General features: G+C 39.4%; 13 protein-coding genes. 2 read left to right on the top strand and 11 right to left on the bottom strand.

The window, feature by feature from the left end:
- Positions 1–21 precede the first annotated feature (21 nt).
- The 6 genes from QYB95_RS00990 to fsa form a co-directional block, all read right to left on the bottom strand.
- Positions 22–594 carry a thymidine kinase gene (locus QYB95_RS00990; RefSeq protein ID WP_301136206.1) on the bottom strand — a complete coding sequence of 191 codons (573 nt, stop codon included), beginning with the start codon at positions 592–594 and terminating at the stop codon, positions 22–24.
- A 758-nt stretch (positions 595–1,352) separates the two neighbouring features.
- Positions 1,353–1,553 carry a 50S ribosomal protein L31 gene (gene rpmE / locus QYB95_RS00985; RefSeq protein ID WP_301136205.1) on the bottom strand — a complete coding sequence of 67 codons (201 nt, stop codon included), beginning with the start codon at positions 1,551–1,553 and terminating at the stop codon, positions 1,353–1,355.
- Between the two features lie 203 nt (positions 1,554–1,756).
- Entirely contained in the window at positions 1,757–3,040 is a 1,284-nt protein-coding gene (gene rho / locus QYB95_RS00980) for a transcription termination factor Rho (protein WP_301136204.1), read from the bottom strand.
- Between the two features lie 275 nt (positions 3,041–3,315).
- The gene (glpX, locus tag QYB95_RS00975) at positions 3,316–4,278 is read right to left on the bottom strand and encodes a class II fructose-bisphosphatase (protein ID WP_301136203.1); all 963 of its coding nucleotides are present in this window, start codon (positions 4,276–4,278) and stop codon (positions 3,316–3,318) included.
- Between the two features lie 106 nt (positions 4,279–4,384).
- Positions 4,385–5,665, bottom strand: coding sequence for a UDP-N-acetylglucosamine 1-carboxyvinyltransferase (gene murA / locus QYB95_RS00970; protein WP_301136202.1), 1,281 nt, complete (start codon positions 5,663–5,665; stop codon positions 4,385–4,387).
- A gap of 443 nt (positions 5,666–6,108) precedes the next feature.
- Positions 6,109–6,759 carry a fructose-6-phosphate aldolase gene (gene fsa / locus QYB95_RS00965; protein ID WP_301136201.1) on the bottom strand — a complete coding sequence of 217 codons (651 nt, stop codon included), beginning with the start codon at positions 6,757–6,759 and terminating at the stop codon, positions 6,109–6,111.
- A gap of 189 nt (positions 6,760–6,948) precedes the next feature.
- Here fsa and QYB95_RS00960 point away from each other — a divergent pair, with 189 nt between their 5' ends.
- Positions 6,949–7,083 carry a hypothetical protein gene (locus QYB95_RS00960; RefSeq protein ID WP_301136200.1) on the top strand — a complete coding sequence of 45 codons (135 nt, stop codon included), beginning with the start codon at positions 6,949–6,951 and terminating at the stop codon, positions 7,081–7,083.
- Between the two features lie 76 nt (positions 7,084–7,159).
- Here the strand turns inward: QYB95_RS00960 and QYB95_RS00955 are convergent, their stop codons facing one another.
- Positions 7,160–8,014: a class II fructose-bisphosphate aldolase gene (locus tag QYB95_RS00955; protein WP_301136199.1), complete on the bottom strand. Its 855-nt coding sequence runs from the start codon at positions 8,012–8,014 to the stop codon at positions 7,160–7,162.
- Positions 8,015–8,554: 540 nt separating this feature from the next.
- Positions 8,555–8,923 carry a response regulator gene (locus QYB95_RS00950; protein WP_301136198.1) on the bottom strand — a complete coding sequence of 123 codons (369 nt, stop codon included), beginning with the start codon at positions 8,921–8,923 and terminating at the stop codon, positions 8,555–8,557.
- 186 nt (positions 8,924–9,109) lie between these two features.
- Here QYB95_RS00950 and QYB95_RS00945 point away from each other — a divergent pair, with 186 nt between their 5' ends.
- Entirely contained in the window at positions 9,110–9,643 is a 534-nt protein-coding gene (locus tag QYB95_RS00945; protein ID WP_301136197.1) for a DUF2529 family protein, read from the top strand.
- A 187-nt stretch (positions 9,644–9,830) separates the two neighbouring features.
- On the opposite strand, the gene pyrG is transcribed toward QYB95_RS00945, so the two are convergent.
- From pyrG to icmF, 3 genes are all read right to left on the bottom strand, one after another.
- A complete protein-coding gene (gene pyrG, locus QYB95_RS00940; protein WP_301136196.1) occupies positions 9,831–11,429 on the bottom strand; it encodes a CTP synthase in 1,599 nt (532 codons plus the stop codon).
- Positions 11,430–12,468: 1,039 nt separating this feature from the next.
- Positions 12,469–13,029, bottom strand: coding sequence for a DNA-directed RNA polymerase subunit delta (rpoE, locus tag QYB95_RS00935; RefSeq protein WP_301136195.1), 561 nt, complete (start codon positions 13,027–13,029; stop codon positions 12,469–12,471).
- Between the two features lie 743 nt (positions 13,030–13,772).
- Positions 13,773–17,048, bottom strand: a complete 3,276-nt coding sequence (gene icmF / locus QYB95_RS00930; RefSeq protein ID WP_301136194.1) for a fused isobutyryl-CoA mutase/GTPase IcmF — start codon at positions 17,046–17,048, stop codon at positions 13,773–13,775.
- Between the last annotated feature and the right edge of the window lie 19 nt (positions 17,049–17,067).

The raw sequence follows: 17,067 nt of genomic DNA, 5'->3' as shown, positions 1-17,067 counted from the left end.
TTTTTACCTTATTGTTGTTCTTTATAGTGGTGGATTTTCATGACATTGACGGCACACAGGATAGTATGCATCGTTTCCACCGATGTGAATTTGCTCTCCTGTATAAACAGGCTTCTGGTTTTCATCCACTCGCAAATTCATCGTTGCTTTTTTATGACAGAACCAACAGATGGTTTTCATTTCTTCAATTTTATCTGCATAGATCAGCATGTACCGGCTGCCTTCAAAAAGTTCATTTTGAAAGTCATTTTTTAAACCAAAACCCATCACCGGAATATTAAGATGATCGACGATTTTAGCTAATTGCAAGACGTGTTCTTTCGATAAGAATTGCACTTCATCCACTAATACACAGTAAAGCTTTTGTGGATATTTTTTCACATAATCGAATAAATCTGTTTCATCGAAAACTGGGATTGCCTGGCGCTTAAGTCCGATACGGCTGGATACAAAACCCACTTCATCTCTTGTATCGATGCCTGAAGTAAATATTAATACTGGCTTATCTTGTTCTTCATAGTTATGTGCAACTTTCAGAATTTCAATAGATTTTCCGCTGTTCATTGCCCCATGTTTAAAAAATAATTGCGCCATTCCAACTGACCTCTTTCTAAGTTGTTCTCTATTTACTTAGTATACCTATTTTCACACATGAAAAAGTGCCTTGAGATTTCTGTACTCAAGGCATACTTATTTGAAATATCCTCTATGTACATAGTATATCGCATAATACACTGTTTCTACAATTAATCCTTGAAAGTCAGACAATTTGGGTTGTATTTCTATATAGAGAAATACGGGTTTTTCCTAATAAAGATACTAATTAAATAAAATTCTTGTGACCAGTCTAAGCACACAAGCCGCGGAGCCAACTTGTTGTCTCTACGACTTGTGTGCTTATGTAAAGGCACGCCCACATAAAGAAACACCTACTAAGGTTTTCGGAGATTTTACGCAGCTTACGTGGTAGGCTGCGGTTTCCTGTGAAGAAACAACTTCTCATACCTACTCGGAATTTTAAGGAATTAGGTCTGTTCCTGATAAAAATTGTATAAAGATTAAATTTTCAACACAATGCTGAGCATACTGCCATTGCCACACAGTGTGGTGTGCTTGGCAGCGGCTTATGTAAAGGCAAGCCCACATTGAAAACCTTTACTAAGATTTCCCGATATTTGTGCAGCTTACGTAGTAGGCTGCGTTTTCCAAAAATACACAGCTTTTTATCGCACCCGTTACTTTCGATAGAATTTAGGACTGACAATAACTCTAAAGTATTCAAAGTCATATAACATTTTTCTCAATACAAAAAATGCCTGCCAGTGGTGTACTGGGCAGGCATTTTATCGGTCTTACTTGATTCCGTATTTTTTGTTGAAACGATCCACACGGCCGTCAGCTGAAGCGAACTTTTGACGTCCAGTATAGAATGGGTGACATTCGTTGCAGAACTCGACAGTAATTTTTTCTCTTACTGATCCTGTTTCGAATGTGTTACCGCAAGAGCATGTTACTGTTGCAGTTTTGTAATCTGGATGAATTCCTTGTTTCATATTCGTTACTCCTCTCGCCCTGAACCATCCGGAACAGAGTTGTTATTCGAACTGTGCCTTACATAACCCGAATATGCCAGTCACATATGCACACGTTTCATACTTAAAAGATTATAGCAAGAAATAAATTCGAACGCAACAAAAAAGTTTTAGGGTAATTTTTAATAGATAAAATTAGTCCTATAATTGATTCCAACAAGAAATTAGATTAATCCTTTGCCTTTTGTTGCCTTTTTCATTTCACTATTTAGCTTTTCAAAGAATTCTTCATTTGTCTTAGAGGTACGCAGTTTTCTTAAGAAACGCTCTGCAAAATCAGGTGCATCTGAAAACGTTTTACGGATGGCCCATAATTTTTCCAATTGTTCCGATGGGATAAGCAATTCTTCTTTACGTGTTCCTGAGCGGCGGATATCGAGTGCCGGGAAGATACGACGTTCTGCTAAGTGGCGGTCTAAGTGAAGTTCCAGGTTTCCAGTTCCTTTGAATTCTTCATAGATTACTTCATCCATACGTGAGCCTGTATCAACTAAAGCGGTTGCCAAAATCGTTAAACTGCCGCCCTCTTCAATATTTCGTGCAGAACCGAAGAAACGTTTTGGTCTGTGGAAGGCCGCTGGGTCGATACCACCCGATAGAGTTCGTCCACTTGGAGGAATCACCAGGTTGTAAGCACGAGCTAAACGCGTGATCGAATCCATCAAGATGATAACATCACGTTTATGCTCTACTAAACGGCGGGCACGTTCTAAAACTAGCTCTGCTACTTTTACGTGATTTTCTGGTACTTCATCAAAAGTCGAGCTGACTACATCTGCTTTAACAGAACGTTCAATATCGGTTACTTCCTCAGGACGCTCATCAATTAAAAGGACAATTAACTCAGCCTCTGGATAATTCGTTGTAATCGCATTGGCAACTTCTTTTAGTAGTGATGTTTTCCCCGCTTTTGGTGGAGCCACAATCAATCCACGCTGTCCAAAACCTACAGGTGCCACCAAGTCCATAATACGAGTGGACATTTTATTAGGCTCTGTTTCCAATTTAATATGTCGATCAGGATACAGTGGTGTTAATGCCGGGAAATGAACTCGTTCTTTTGCAACTTCCGGGTCTTCCCCATTCACTGCATCCACCTGCAGTAAGCCAAAATAGCGTTCATTTTCTTTTGGAGGACGAACCTTCCCTGATACCTTGTCCCCATTTCGTAGGTCGAAACGGCGAATTTGGGAAGCTGAAATATAAATATCTTCTTTTGAAGGCGAATAGTTGATTGGACGCAAGAACCCAAAACCTTCTTGGTTGACGATTTCAAGAACACCTTCCATGAAGAAGAATCCTTCTTGTTCAGATCGTGATTTCAAAATGGCGAAGATTAATTCTTTTTTTGTTAATTTACTATAGTAAGAAATCTTGTAATCACGTGCAAGAGAATATAACTCTTTCAACGTCATATTTTCTAATTGCGATATAGTTAATGCCGACATAGCATATCTCCAGTCTCTTTTAATTTTTCATCTATTTTTATACTTTATTAAATTATAGTTATTAAATATTAGCATCAAAAAACATCGATTTAGGACATCAGCATCCATCATCGCATTTTTCTTTAGTTTGAAGTTGATTATTGGGTTTAATTAAGTAAGAAAGAATAGTAGGAAGATGCCTGATGTTTGGAAGTGGAGATTTATTGTGGATAGTGTGTGGTTATCCATAAGAACATCCGATGTTTATCAGGCATCATAGTTTGAAGTAAGTTATTTTATTTTACATAGTCAGGTTTTTTATCGATATTGTGGCGACCTTCAACAAAGCGTACAGTTCCTGTTTTGGCACGCATTACCAAGGAATTTGTTAAACAATATGCCCCTTTATATTGAACGCCTTTCATCAGTTCGCTGTCAGTAACGGCTGTTGCTGCAAAAATCGCATCATCACCTTTTACCAGATCATCTAAGTATAATACTTTATTTACATCAATTCCCATTTTTTCGCAACGTAAACTTTGCTCTTCGTCTTCAGGAATTAGTTTAGCCTGGAAATCGCCGCCTAAGCATTTTAATGCAACAGCAGAGATAACTCCCTCAGGAGCTCCACCAGTACCAAACATGATGTCGATACCTGTTTCATCAAATGCTGTATTGATCGCTGCACTAACATCCCCATCTTGGATGAATTTTATACGTGCACCCGCTGCTCGGATTTCTTCCACGATATGTTGATGACGAGGTCGATCTAGTAATACTGCTACCACGTCTTCAATTTCTTTATTTTTAGCTTTTGCGACTGTATGAAGGTTTTCTGTTACTGAAGCTGAAATATCCACTTTCCCTGCTGCTTCAGGACCAACTGCCAGCTTTTCCATATACATATCCGGAGCATTCAATAAATTTCCGCGGTCTGCAATTGCCAATACCGTCATTGCTCCATTTGTACCTTTTGCAACGATGTTTGTTCCTTCAAGAGGGTCAACTGCAATGTCTACTTGTGGACCGCCGTTGCGAAGGCCAAGTTCTTCACCAATGTAGAGCATTGGTGCTTCATCCATTTCTCCTTCACCAATGACAACGGTACCATGCATTGGAATTGTATCGAATAATGCACGCATTGCAGTTGTTGCTGCGTCATCTGCTTCCTCTTTTAAACCGCGTCCCATCCATTTTGCAGAAGCGATTGCTGCTGCTTCAGTAACGCGCACAACTTCCATCGTTAAACTACGTTCCATTCTACATTTGCCTCCCGGTATCGGCATAAGTCAAATTTCTGCCGAGCTATATGTTCATCTATTGTAACATATTTTGTTAGTTCGTTACGGATGAATTCTATTTATATTATTTTGCTCTCTTAATTGCACTAGTTGTAATAGCTTCGCGGCGAATATCCGCACCAATCGCACAAAGTTTTTCTATTAGCGAACTATATCCGCGTTCAATATGATGAATATCCTGTATTTCCGTCTGCCCTTCAGCTATCAACCCTGCTAGAACCAGAGCAGCACCTGCACGCAAATCTGTAGCTATCACTGTTGAACCGTGTAATTTTGAAGGACCTTGTATGATTGCAGAATTCCCTTCTACTCTTGCACTTGCATTCATTCGGCGAAGCTCATCGATATGCTTGAAACGAGCGGAATAGATTGTATCGGTTACCTTTGAAGCACCCACTGCCTGGGTCATTAACACAGAAAGAGGTTGTTGGACGTCAGTAGGAAATCCGGGATAGACAAGTGTTTTCACATCCACGGATTGAAGAATATCTGAACGATGAATGAACATACTTTCTTCGCCTTCCTCTATCTTTACACCCATTTCACGCAATTTCGCTGTTACCGCTTCAAGATGGAACGGTATAACATTATCTACTGTTACTCCATCCCCAATTGCTGCTGCCATGATCATAAAAGTTGCTGCTTCAATACGGTCCGGAATAATCGTATGTTTTGTACCATGCAATTCTTCTACTCCATCAATACGAATCACACTTGTACCCGCTCCTTTGATATTGGCTCCCATATTTGTTAAAAGGGTTGCCACATCAATAATTTCAGGTTCTTTGGCAGCATTTTCGATAACTGTACGGCCTTTTGCACGTACTGCAGCTAGCATAATATTAATCGTTGCCCCGACACTCGCCACATCAAGATAGATTTTAGCGCCGATTAATTCTTCAGCACGAAGATAAATGGCACCATGTTCATTTGTTACTTTTGCTCCGAGTGCCTCAAAGCCTTTTATGTGTTGATCAATCGGCCGAGGCCCCAAGAAGCAGCCACCTGGCAGTCCAATTACTGCTTTTTTGAAACGCCCCAGCATGGCACCCATTAAATAATAAGATGCACGAAGTTTCTTTACATTCCCGTTCGGCAGCGGGATTGCCTGCATTTGCGTTGGGTCGATAATCATCTGTCCATCTTTGAAAGTAACTTCGCCACCGATTTCTTCCAATAATGCTTTTAGCGTCCAAGCATCAGAAATCTCGGGTATCCCTCCGATAGTGACCGAAGAATTAGCTAAGATAGATGCAGGGATTAATGCAACCGCGCTATTTTTTGCTCCGCTGACTTTAACTGTTCCTCTTAGACGATTTCCGCCATTAATTTTATAAACATCCATATCCGTTCTCCCTTTTGATTGGAAAGTTTCACTTATGATGGTCTAACTTGTTTGCTGATCGTTCACTTTCTATCAAATACATCAACTTATGCGCATCCATAGATACACAAGGAATTTATCATGGTATCAAGATAAATTTGTTGAACACTGTATTTTTGGCTAGAGACTTTAGTTGCTAACGTGGTTGTAAACTCGAGAGGTCCACACTTTGAAGGAGATCAATGAAATCTCGAGGTAAGATCATGCAGCATTTTGCACTCAAGAGTAATTTGCTGCATGAATTATTTTTTGTATTAATGCTTATTATTTACCATTTTCACAATTTAAAGCTTAAATTTATAAACAATTCAAAATTTTTTCTTTTTACTATAGTATTTCATTATTTGATTATGTTGAATGGTGGAACCCGCAGTTATTTACTAAAGAATCTTGATAGCGATATATTATTTACTTTTGCGGTTTTCCCAGTCAGCTAAGAAGCCTTCAATCCCTTTATCTGTTAACGGATGGTGGAATAATTGTTTCAGCACTTTAAATGGTGTAGTTGCAATATCAGCGCCTGCTAAAGCTACTTCAGTAATATGTTGAGGATGACGGATAGAAGCAGCAATAATTTCACTTTCAATACCGTGGATTGCAAAAAGATCCGAAATTGTTGCAATTAATTCGACACCGCTTTGCCCGATATCATCTAAACGCCCTACAAATGGTGATACATATGTAGCACCTGCACGAGCCGCCATTAATGCTTGGTTTGCACTGAAGATAAGCGTTACATTTGTTTTGATTCCTTTTTCAGAGAAGAATTTACAAGCTTTTAGCCCTTCCGGAGTCATTGGCAATTTAACCGTAATATTTGGAGCAATTGCAGCTAATTCTAAACCTTCTTTAATCATGCCTTCCGCGTCCAGTGAAATTACTTCTCCACTTACAGAGCCGTTTACTAATTCAGAGATTTCGCGTAAACGATCATGAAACGAAACATTCTCCTCTTTCGCTACTAATGAAGGGTTTGTAGTCACACCGGATAAAATCCCCCAAGAATGTGCTTCTTTAATTTCCTCAAAGTTGGCTGTATCAATAAAAAATTTCATTATAATTTCCTCCAGAGTATTTAAAATTGGTTTTATTAAAAAACGAAGAGAAGGCCGATTGAAAGCAATCAAACACTTCTCCTGCAAATCATTATTATCATTTACGCCTCCGCAAGAGCGTATCTAGTCAATGAAGAAGCAGCTGCAACTTAGGACGTTGCCGTTCGAAGCAGCTTTTGGATGGCTTCATTGCTTAATATCTTACTCATTGCCAAGACTTTATCTCCATGTGGTAGAGGCTCCGATGGTGGAACATTTCAGCAACTCCCACTGCAAAACGAAGATAAAATTGAAAAGCAGTTCATCTTATTATTTACAGTATAGTTAATACCTTTCTAAGTAAAATAAACAATTCTGCTTCCATATTTATAATTTGTTGAAAACAAATCAAATTGTTGTTTTAGGCTTTTTGCGAGCTGCCGAAAACGCGCATTTTTCCGATTACTGTTTCTTTAATCGCATCACGAGCAGGTCCTAAATATTTACGAGGGTCGTAAACTTTTGTATTTGACTCTAAAATCTCGCGAATCACATTTGTTGCAGCGATTTGATTTTCCGTATTTACATTAATTTTAGCAGTTCCTAAGGAAACGGCACGCTTGATTTGCTCGTCCGGGATTCCAGTACCACCATGAAGCACTAACGGCATACCTGTTTCTTCACCAATTTGCTTCATTTCATCGAAACCTAGTTTTGGTTCCCCTTTATATGGACCATGTACCGAACCTAATGCTGGTGCTAAGCAATCGATATTGGTTGCGTCAACAAGTGCCTTACATTCAGCAGGGTCAGCATACATAATCCCACCAATGACACCGTCTTCTTCTCCACCAACTGTACCTAATTCCGCCTCAACAGAAACACCTTGGGCATGAGCATACTCTACAACCTCATTCGTGATTTTCACATTTTCATCAAATGGATGATGAGAAGCATCGATCATAACAGAAGTAAAGCCGGCATCTACCGCTTCTTTACATTTATCAAAACTTGAACCATGGTCTAGATGAATCGCGACCGGCACTGTAATTTTGTAGCTTTCCATCAATCCTTTTACCATTTGTACAACTGCAATAAAACCGCCCATATATTTCCCTGCACCCTCAGAAACACCAAGGATTACCGGAGACTTCTCTTCTTCGGCAGCAAGTAAAATCGCTTGAGTAAATTCAAGGTTATTAATATTAAATTGCCCTACAGCATACCCCTCATTTTTCGCTTTGATTAACATTTCTTTCATCGATACTAATGGCATATACGAAATCCTCCTCGGACAGCAAATAAAATTAATAAGATAAATATTCCAGACTAATCATAGCAAAAAGCATGCCGGCTCTCAAGTGTGAGCCGGCATGCTTTTCTGCACCGAAAGCTTGCGACAGGTGCAAAATCCTTATAATGAACTAGTCATTAAGGTTTTCCATACTCTCTCAAGTTCTAGGAGACGGGATTGTTTTCTGCGCCGAAAGCCTGCGACAGGTGCAAAATCCTTAAAATGAACTAGTCATTTAAGGTTTTCCATACTCTCTCAAGTTCTAGGAGACCGGATTGTTTTCTGCGCCGAAAGGCCTACGATAGGTGCAAAATCCTTTGAGTCTCTCATGTGAGACTACATCGTTTTCTGCACCGAAAGCTTACCAGCCGTAAATGATAAACTTAATATAGTACTTAATTAGTAAGTAACATTTTACAAAAAATAAACTGCATCGAAAACTTTAGCGACCGATGCAGGCACAAAATAGTATTCAAATATATCTATTTAAATTTAAACAACTCTCAATCCAATCGACCACCTTTAACCGATTGAACCATTTAATACTGCGTTTACTTCATCTCTAACATCTAAAATATTGAAAGGTTTTCTAAAATACTTTGCGATTCCTAATTGATTTGCTTCCTTCAGAATCTCTTCTCCTTCAAATGCCGTCATCATAAACACGGGAATTTGGAGATTCCTTTCACGTATCCTCTTCAAAATTTCGATTCCGTCCATTCCAGGTATCTTCATATCCAGCATTACACCATCTATTGCCTCACGATCAATCAGATTAAGCGCTTCCAAACCATTTGATGCTTGGTACACTTTATATCCTTCCCTGGAGAAGACTTCATTTAGTAAAAGGCGTATTCCTTTTTGATCATCTACGATTAATATTTTTTTCACAGCAACTTCCCCTTATCGTGATGGAATTTTTTATGGTATTTTATACCATTTAACTATTCCTGGTAATACTCTCTTTAAAACATACTTTTCGATTAGATTTGTAAAAAATCCTTTCGATTCGTTACAAAAACTTCATATTTTACTTTTCACTAAATAAAAAATTATAATACATGAAGAGGTGAAATTATGTCAAAAATACTTTCTACTCAAATGAGTGGATTATTCCAAAGAATTATTCAAAGTGAAGAAGAGGCCATTGAAGAAACTTCACGCCTATTGGCCCAGGCAAGCATTGGCCAGGGAAATGTCTATTTTGCTTGTTTTGGTGAATTACAAGCAATCGAAATTAGTGCTTTGCACGGAGCGGAACCATTTACCAACCTTAAAAGCTGGTCACCAACGGCCTCTCTTACTGAAGCGGACCGAGTTTGTATCTTCACATCAAAGAGCGACAACTCAGAGGCTTTAAGTCTGGCAAAAAAACTATACGAAAACTTTATCCCCTTTTCTGTTGTGTCAAGTGAAGCAAAAAGTGAAACAAATGAATTGAGTGACCTGGCGTACACGTATGTCTCCATGAAAATTCGCGGTGGAATCCTGCCTCATCCAACTAAATTAGGCGAGCGTGTCGTAATACCGAATCTAATGGCAGCCCTATTTATATATGAAGCAATTAAACTAAATTACGACGAAATGATTTCTGATGACGACGAACTATAGTTCATTCATAACCTCTTTTCTACTATGAAAAGAGGTTTTATTACCTCTTAATATTATCACAGTAAGATTAAAGGAAAATTAATAATTTGTAATATTTTCCTTTTTAGTTGATTTCAATTCTCCAATACCATCTCTCCAATAAAAAAAGACTTTTCCCTACCCTAACATAGGAAAAAGTCTTGAATTATTATTTATTATTGAATGCAGCACCAACGAATTCACGGAATAATGGCTGTGGACGTTGTGGGCGAGAAATTAATTCTGGGTGGAATTGACATGCCACAAAGAATTTTTTCTCTGGCAACTCAATAATTTCCACTAATTTGTTATCAGGGCTTGTACCTGAGAACACCAGACCTTCCGCTTCCATTGCTTCACGGAACTCATTGTTGAATTCATAACGATGACGGTGACGCTCATACACTAACTCATCGTTATAAGCTTGCGCAGCACGTGAACCCTCCACTAGCTTACATGGATATAAACCTAAACGTAATGTACCACCTAAGTCGACTTCATCGCTTTGGTCCGGTAAGAAATCAATGATTGGATACGGTGTTTCTTTGTTTAATTCTGTTGAATGCGCTCCTTCCAAACCAAGAACGTTACGAGCAAATTCAATTGTTGCCAGCTGCATACCTAAACAAATTCCCAGGAATGGAATATCATTTTCACGTGCGTAGTTAATCGCAGAGATTTTCCCTTCAATCCCACGATCACCGAAACCACCTGGCACCAATATACCATCAGCATTTTTTAATAACTCATCAACATTTTCAGGATTTACATCCTCTGCATTAATCCAATCCACTTCGATATCCGAATCATATACATACCCGGCATGTTTTAATGCTTCTACAACTGAAATGTATGCATCTTGCAACTCAACATACTTACCAACTAAAGCAATACGCGTTTTTTGAGAAAGATTTTTCACTTTCGTTACAAGCTCTCTCCAGTCCGCCATATCTGCTTCTGGTGCTTCGATGCCGAAATGTTCAAGAACAATATCATCAAAATCTTGAGCATGTAAATTTAGTGGAATATCATATAGAGTTTCTGCATCACGGGATTCAATAATATCACGTGGTTTGACGTCACAGAATAAAGCTAATTTCTCTTTCATTTCCTCCGACACAGGCTGTTCTGTACGAACGACAATAATATTTGGTTGAATACCTAGTGAACGCAATTCTTTTACTGAGTGCTGAGTAGGCTTTGTTTTTAACTCGCCAGCTGCCGCGATGTAAGGAATTAACGTACAGTGCACATACATAACATTATGGTGACCAAGGTCCGTTTTCATTTGGCGAATAGCTTCAAGGAATGGAAGAGATTCAATATCTCCTACTGTTCCACCTACTTCAGTAATAACAATATCCGCATTTGTTTCGCGACCGGCACGTTGAATACGATCCTTTATTTCATTCGTAACATGAGGAATTACTTGTACAGTTTTCCCGTTATAGTCGCCACGACGTTCTTTCGCAAGTACAGACTTATATACACGACCTGAAGTTACTGTGGAATGTTTACCTAAATTAATATCGATGAAACGTTCATAGTGTCCTAAGTCTAGATCAGCCTCAGCACCATCATCCGTTACAAACACTTCACCATGCTGATACGGACTCATTGTACCTGGATCAATATTTAAATATGGGTCAAATTTTTGGATCGTAACTTGTAACCCACGATTTTTTAATAGTCTTCCTAATGATGATGCGACGATTCCTTTACCAAGTGAAGATACTACCCCACCTGTTACAAAAATATACTTCGTCATTTGCAAATTCCTCCTCATATCTATATTGCGATTTATATTTAGAAAGCTTGAGAACTTGTAATCAGTCTTTACATAATCATTCATTCCCAATTCTTTAGTTTCAAGTCTCAAAATTGAAACTTTCGTTGAGAATAATGTGTTTATGCCTTGACTGCAAAGCGTTTTCAAGCTAAATATGGAGAGTTTTTCCTATCTACTATTGACCCTAGAAAAAACAAAAAAACGCTCCTCCTGCATTGGTAGCAGGGGGAGCGTGATTGATTCACGGTCATTCTCCATCTCGAATGGAGCCCAAGTAAAAGATTATATGGAACGCCCATAGAAGTCAAGTGCTTTAATGGAGTTTAGCATAATTTCACTTATTTTAGCGAAATGAATATTCGTTCTATGGAGGTTTGGTTACTTCGCAAATAAATAAGGCAAAGCCTGATTTCTGAGAGTTCGAGGTAATAAGTATCATCCCTCTGATGAAACGTACTTTAAGCTAAAGTTGCTCCTATAACGCGTTTCATCCCCTTCATCAAACGCATCTCAACCTCGAATTACTCTTATAACGCGTTTGATCCCCTTCATCAAACGCATCTCAACCTCGAATTACTCCTAAAACGCGTTTCATCCCCTTCATCAAACGCATCTCAACCTCGAATTACTCCTAAAACGCGTTTCATCCCCTTCATCAAACGCATCTCAACCCCGAATTACTCCTAAAACGCGTTTCATCCCCTTCATCAAACGCATCTCAATCTCGAATTACTCTTATAACGCGTTTCATCCCCTTGATGAAGCGCATTTCAATTTATCCCCCATACACAAAATACTTCATCCTCTTCATGAAGTACTTTTTATACTGAAACCAACACTACAAAATACTTCATCCTCTTCATGAAGCACTTTTCACAAAGAAACTCCCCGCAAAAACTACTTCATGCCCCCTACAAATATAAACCCACCACTCCTGCAACACACAAACATAAAACAAAACAAAAAAAGTGTAGATACGGGCACTCTGGCCCCTACCTACACGTCAGAAAACATTAAATTATTTTTCTAGCTCGTCGTCTAAATCTTCGTCTTCTTCATCTTCTTCTTCTGCTTCATCGTCATCAATGATGAATCCGTCTTCTTCTTCGATTAGGTCGTCGTCGATGTCAGCGTCCACTTCGTCGATGCTGTCGATTTCTTCTTCAACAAAGTCTAGATCTTCATCTTCGTCCTCAACCTCTTCATCAACAAATTCATCGAAGTCTTCTTCAAATACAAGATCGTCTTCATCGACGATTAAATCTTCTTCATCATCGGCAGATGCTTTTGATTTGCGTTTGCGCGCTTTAACCGTTGGCGCTGTTTCTTCTTCAATCGTTTCAACTTTATACCACTCACGAAGTCCCCATCCATTTTCATGGTTTAAAAGGAAGCGTCCATCGATATTCATATCTGTATAAAATTGTACAAGTCGATCTTGGATTTCAGCGTCAGATAGACCGTTTAAACTTTGAATTGCTTTTAATAAGTCCTGGAATCCAATCGGTGATTTTTTCTCTTCCAAAATTGCGTAGGCTAAGTCAATTAACGATTCTTCTGCTAATTGTTCTTTTGTCATTTCACGAATATCCAACTCGTGCACGTCCTTTCTATCAGTACAATAAGTATCATTATTTTGTTCAAAACACATTTGCTCTAAGTGATATACCTGTATCTATCACTATTTCTATTGTTATAGTGATTTACATTAGAAAAAATTTGCTTACAGTAAAGCCCCGTCTTAAAAGCTACAGCAAGCCTTTACACAGATAAGTATAGTACTTAGCTTATCTGTAAACAAAGATAATACATATCTTAAACATAATATCCATTATATACAAAGTGCTATACACTATGCTAGTTTCATTTACTCTTTTTTAATTTATATATTTCTTTTATTCCTAAATAAAATAAAAAACCCGATAAAACCAATAGTGGAACAGACCCTAATTGCTTATCATACAAGAAGAAAATGCCAATCAGGCACGCCAGAATGATTATGTAATGTAAGTATTGTTTCAGCAATTGAAATCCTTCCCTTCTGTCCCATCTATTATAGCTAAATTTGAAAAAATAGTACTAGCCTTCTCATCCATAATTGGAACTATTTTTTCATGAATGAATTAAGTTACCAAAATTATCTCATATTTAGGTGCTGGTTACCTCCTAAATGATACCATTTACTTCGCAATTTTATTCAGGACCACTAATCCCTTTAATAAGGCAGCATTCGCCTTACGAAAGTAAAATCAGCAGAAGCTTCAATACCTATAAAAAACACGCCCGCTTTTGATTGCCGTTTCAAAAGCAAGCGCGTTTTCATTACATATTTCTTCTGTATTGCCCACCAACCTCATACAAGGCTCTGGTAATTTGGCCAAGACTTGCTACTTGGACTGTTTCCATAAGCTGTTCGAAAATATTGCCGCCAGTCAGGGCAACTTCTTTAAGCTTATTTAGGGAAGCTTCGCACTCCGTTTGGTGACGTGCTTGGAAAGCTTGCAAATTATGAATTTGTAATTCTTTTTCCTCTTTTGAGGCACGCGCTATTTCCATACTATTGATGCTTTCTGCCGAAGGAGGATTCGGGTTTAAATACATATTGACCCCGATGATCGGCAGCTCGCCCGAATGCTTAAGATGCTCATAATACATGGATTCCTCTTGGATTTTCCCGCGTTGATATTGAGTCTCCATCGCCCCAAGAACTCCTCCACGATCATTCATTCGTTCAAACTCTTCCAGTACCGCGTTTTCCACTAAATCTGTTAATTCTTCTACAATAAATGAACCTTGCAGTGGGTTTTCGTTTTTGGATAACCCATGTTCTTTTGTAATGATCATCTGAATCGCCATTGCGCGTCTCACCGACTCTTCCGTAGGTGTAGTAATGGCTTCATCATAGGCATTTGTATGAAGGGAATTACAGTTATCCTGCAGGGCCATTAAGGCTTGTAAAGTAGTGCGAATATCATTAAAGTCAATTTCTTGCGCGTGCAGTGAACGACCTGATGTTTGAACATGATATTTTAATTTTTGTGAACGTTCATTTGCATTATACTTATCACGCATGACAGTGGACCAAATTCTGCGCGCAACCCGGCCAATTACTGTATATTCGGGGTCTAGTCCGTTAGAGAAGAAGAATGAAAGATTCGGTGCAAAATCATCTATTTTCATTCCTCGGCTTAAATAGTATTCAACATACGTAAAGCCATTCGCTAGTGTAAATGCCAGCTGGGATATCGGGTTTGCTCCTGCTTCGGCAATATGATAGCCGGATATGGACACCGAGTAATAATTGCGTACTTTTTGGTCAATGAAGTATGCCTGGATGTCCCCCATCATTCGCAGGGCAAATTCAGTTGAGAAGATACATGTGTTCTGGCCTTGATCTTCTTTCAAAATATCTGCCTGCACCGTTCCGCGCACAACCTGCAATGTCTTGCTGCGCACTTCAGTAAACTCTTCTACTGTCAGTTGTCGGCCAAGTTCTTCTTCTTTCAGCTGTACCTGCTGGTCGATCGCCGTATTCATAAACATTGCCAAAATAATTGGTGCGGGGCCGTTGATGGTCATTGAAACCGATGTGGAAGGTGCACATAAATCAAAGCCTGCATATAACTTTTTCATATCGTCCAATGTACAAATACTTACTCCCGATTCGCCGACCTTCCCGTAAATATCCGGGCGGTAATCCGGGTCTTCGCCATATAAAGTAACTGAGTCAAAGGCTGTGGAAAGTCGTTTTGCATCATCATCTTTCGATAAATAATGGAACCGTTTGTTGGTTCTTTCCGGTGTACCTTCTCCGGCAAATTGACGTTTTGGGTCCTCCCCTTCTCTCTTGAATGGAAATACACCTGCTGTATAAGGAAATTCTCCCGGAACATTTTCCGCATACACCCATCGCAGGATTTCGCCGTAGTCCTTATATTTTGGTAGTGCTACTTTTGGAATTTTCGTTCCTGATAAGGATGTCGTTTTTAATAAAGTCCGGATTTCTTTATCTCTTACTTTCGTTACAAATTCTTCACTCGCATAGGATTGTTTGATACTCTCCCAGTTCTGAAGGATTCGTTTTGACTCAGCTGATAATTCACCTTTAACACTATCTGCCAGAGATTCGAGCGATTTTACTAAAGCATCATCCGGTGTTTTTTCACGGATTTGCTCCATTGTTCCTTCTAGTTGATATAATTTGCGTGCCAACTCGACCTGTTGGGCAGCCTTTTTATGATAATTCCGGACTGTATCGGCAATTTCTCGCAAATAATAACGGCGATTATTCGGGATAATCACATCTTGTTTTTGCGTTTTCACAAATAGCTCATAGGAGGTTTTCCAGTCAAAGCTGAACTTTTCGTTAATTTTGGTAACCAGTGCCGCAAACAAGGAGTTCGTTCCTTTATCATTGAACTGGCTGGCAATCGTACCGTAGACCGGCATTTTATCCAAATCCTCAGACCATAGCTCATGTGATCGTTGATATTGCTTCTGTACCTGACGAAGCGCATCCTCGGAACCCTTGCGTTCAAACTTATTGATGACGATTAAATCTGCATAGTCAATCATGTCGATTTTCTCCAGCTGGGTTGGCGCACCAAATTCACTCGTCATCACGTACATCGAAAGGTCGGTATATTTGGTGATTTCCGCATCACCTTGCCCAATCCCACTTGTTTCTACGACGATGAAATCAAAACCAGCTGCCTTCACAATATCCAGTACATCGCCAATAGAAGCGGATAGCTCTGTTCTAGAACCCCGTGTTGCTAAACTTCGCATATAAACGCGCTGGTCAAAAATGGCATTCATGCGAATTCGGTCTCCCAGCAAAGCCCCCCCGGTTTTTTGCTTTGTAGGATCCACCGAAACAATGGCCATCTTTTTGTCCGGAAATTCACGCAAAAATCGACGAATTAATTCATCCGTTAAAGAAGATTTTCCTGCTCCGCCCGTACCTGTAATCCCTAAAACAGGTGTGTTTTTGGACCTTTTCCTTGCTTCTTCGATTAGGTGGAACGTTTGCCCGTCCCCACCGAGCTCTGCAGCCGTAATTAAGTTTGCCAGTATTTCAGGGCGATCAGGAGAGAGCTTTTCGAGCAGCTCGATATAGTTGCCTTTCAAGGTAGAGAAGTCCGATTCCTCAATTTGCTTATTAATCATCCCCTGCAAACCTAGCTTCATACCATCTTCAGGAGAGAAAATACCGGCAATGCCGTATTCATGAAGCTCTTTAATTTCTCTAGGCAGAATCACTCCGCCACCGCCGCCGTAGATTCTAATATGCGGGGCACCCTTCTCGGCTAAAAGGTCATACATGTATTTAAAGTATTCCATATGTCCACCTTGGTAGGAGGAAATGGCTACTGCTTGTGCATCCTCTTGTATTGCCGCGTTAACGACTTCTTCTACTGAGCGGTTATGGCCAAGGTGAATCACCTCTACCCCACTTGCCTGCAGAATACGTCGCATAATATTCACTGAAACGTCATGCCCATCAAATAAACTTGATGCGGTTACAAAACGCACATTGTGTCTTGGACGATAGACACCCTTTTTTACTGTATCGGCAGCTTGCTTAACATTTACCATACTAGTACCCCTTTCAAGA

The sequence above is a fragment of the Ureibacillus aquaedulcis genome, assembly GCF_030418165.1.
Classification (GTDB): Bacteria; Bacillota; Bacilli; order Bacillales_A; family Planococcaceae; genus Ureibacillus; species Ureibacillus aquaedulcis.
The sequence above is the reverse complement of the archived record's forward strand: the minus strand, read 5'-3'. Positions and strand labels throughout refer to the sequence as shown.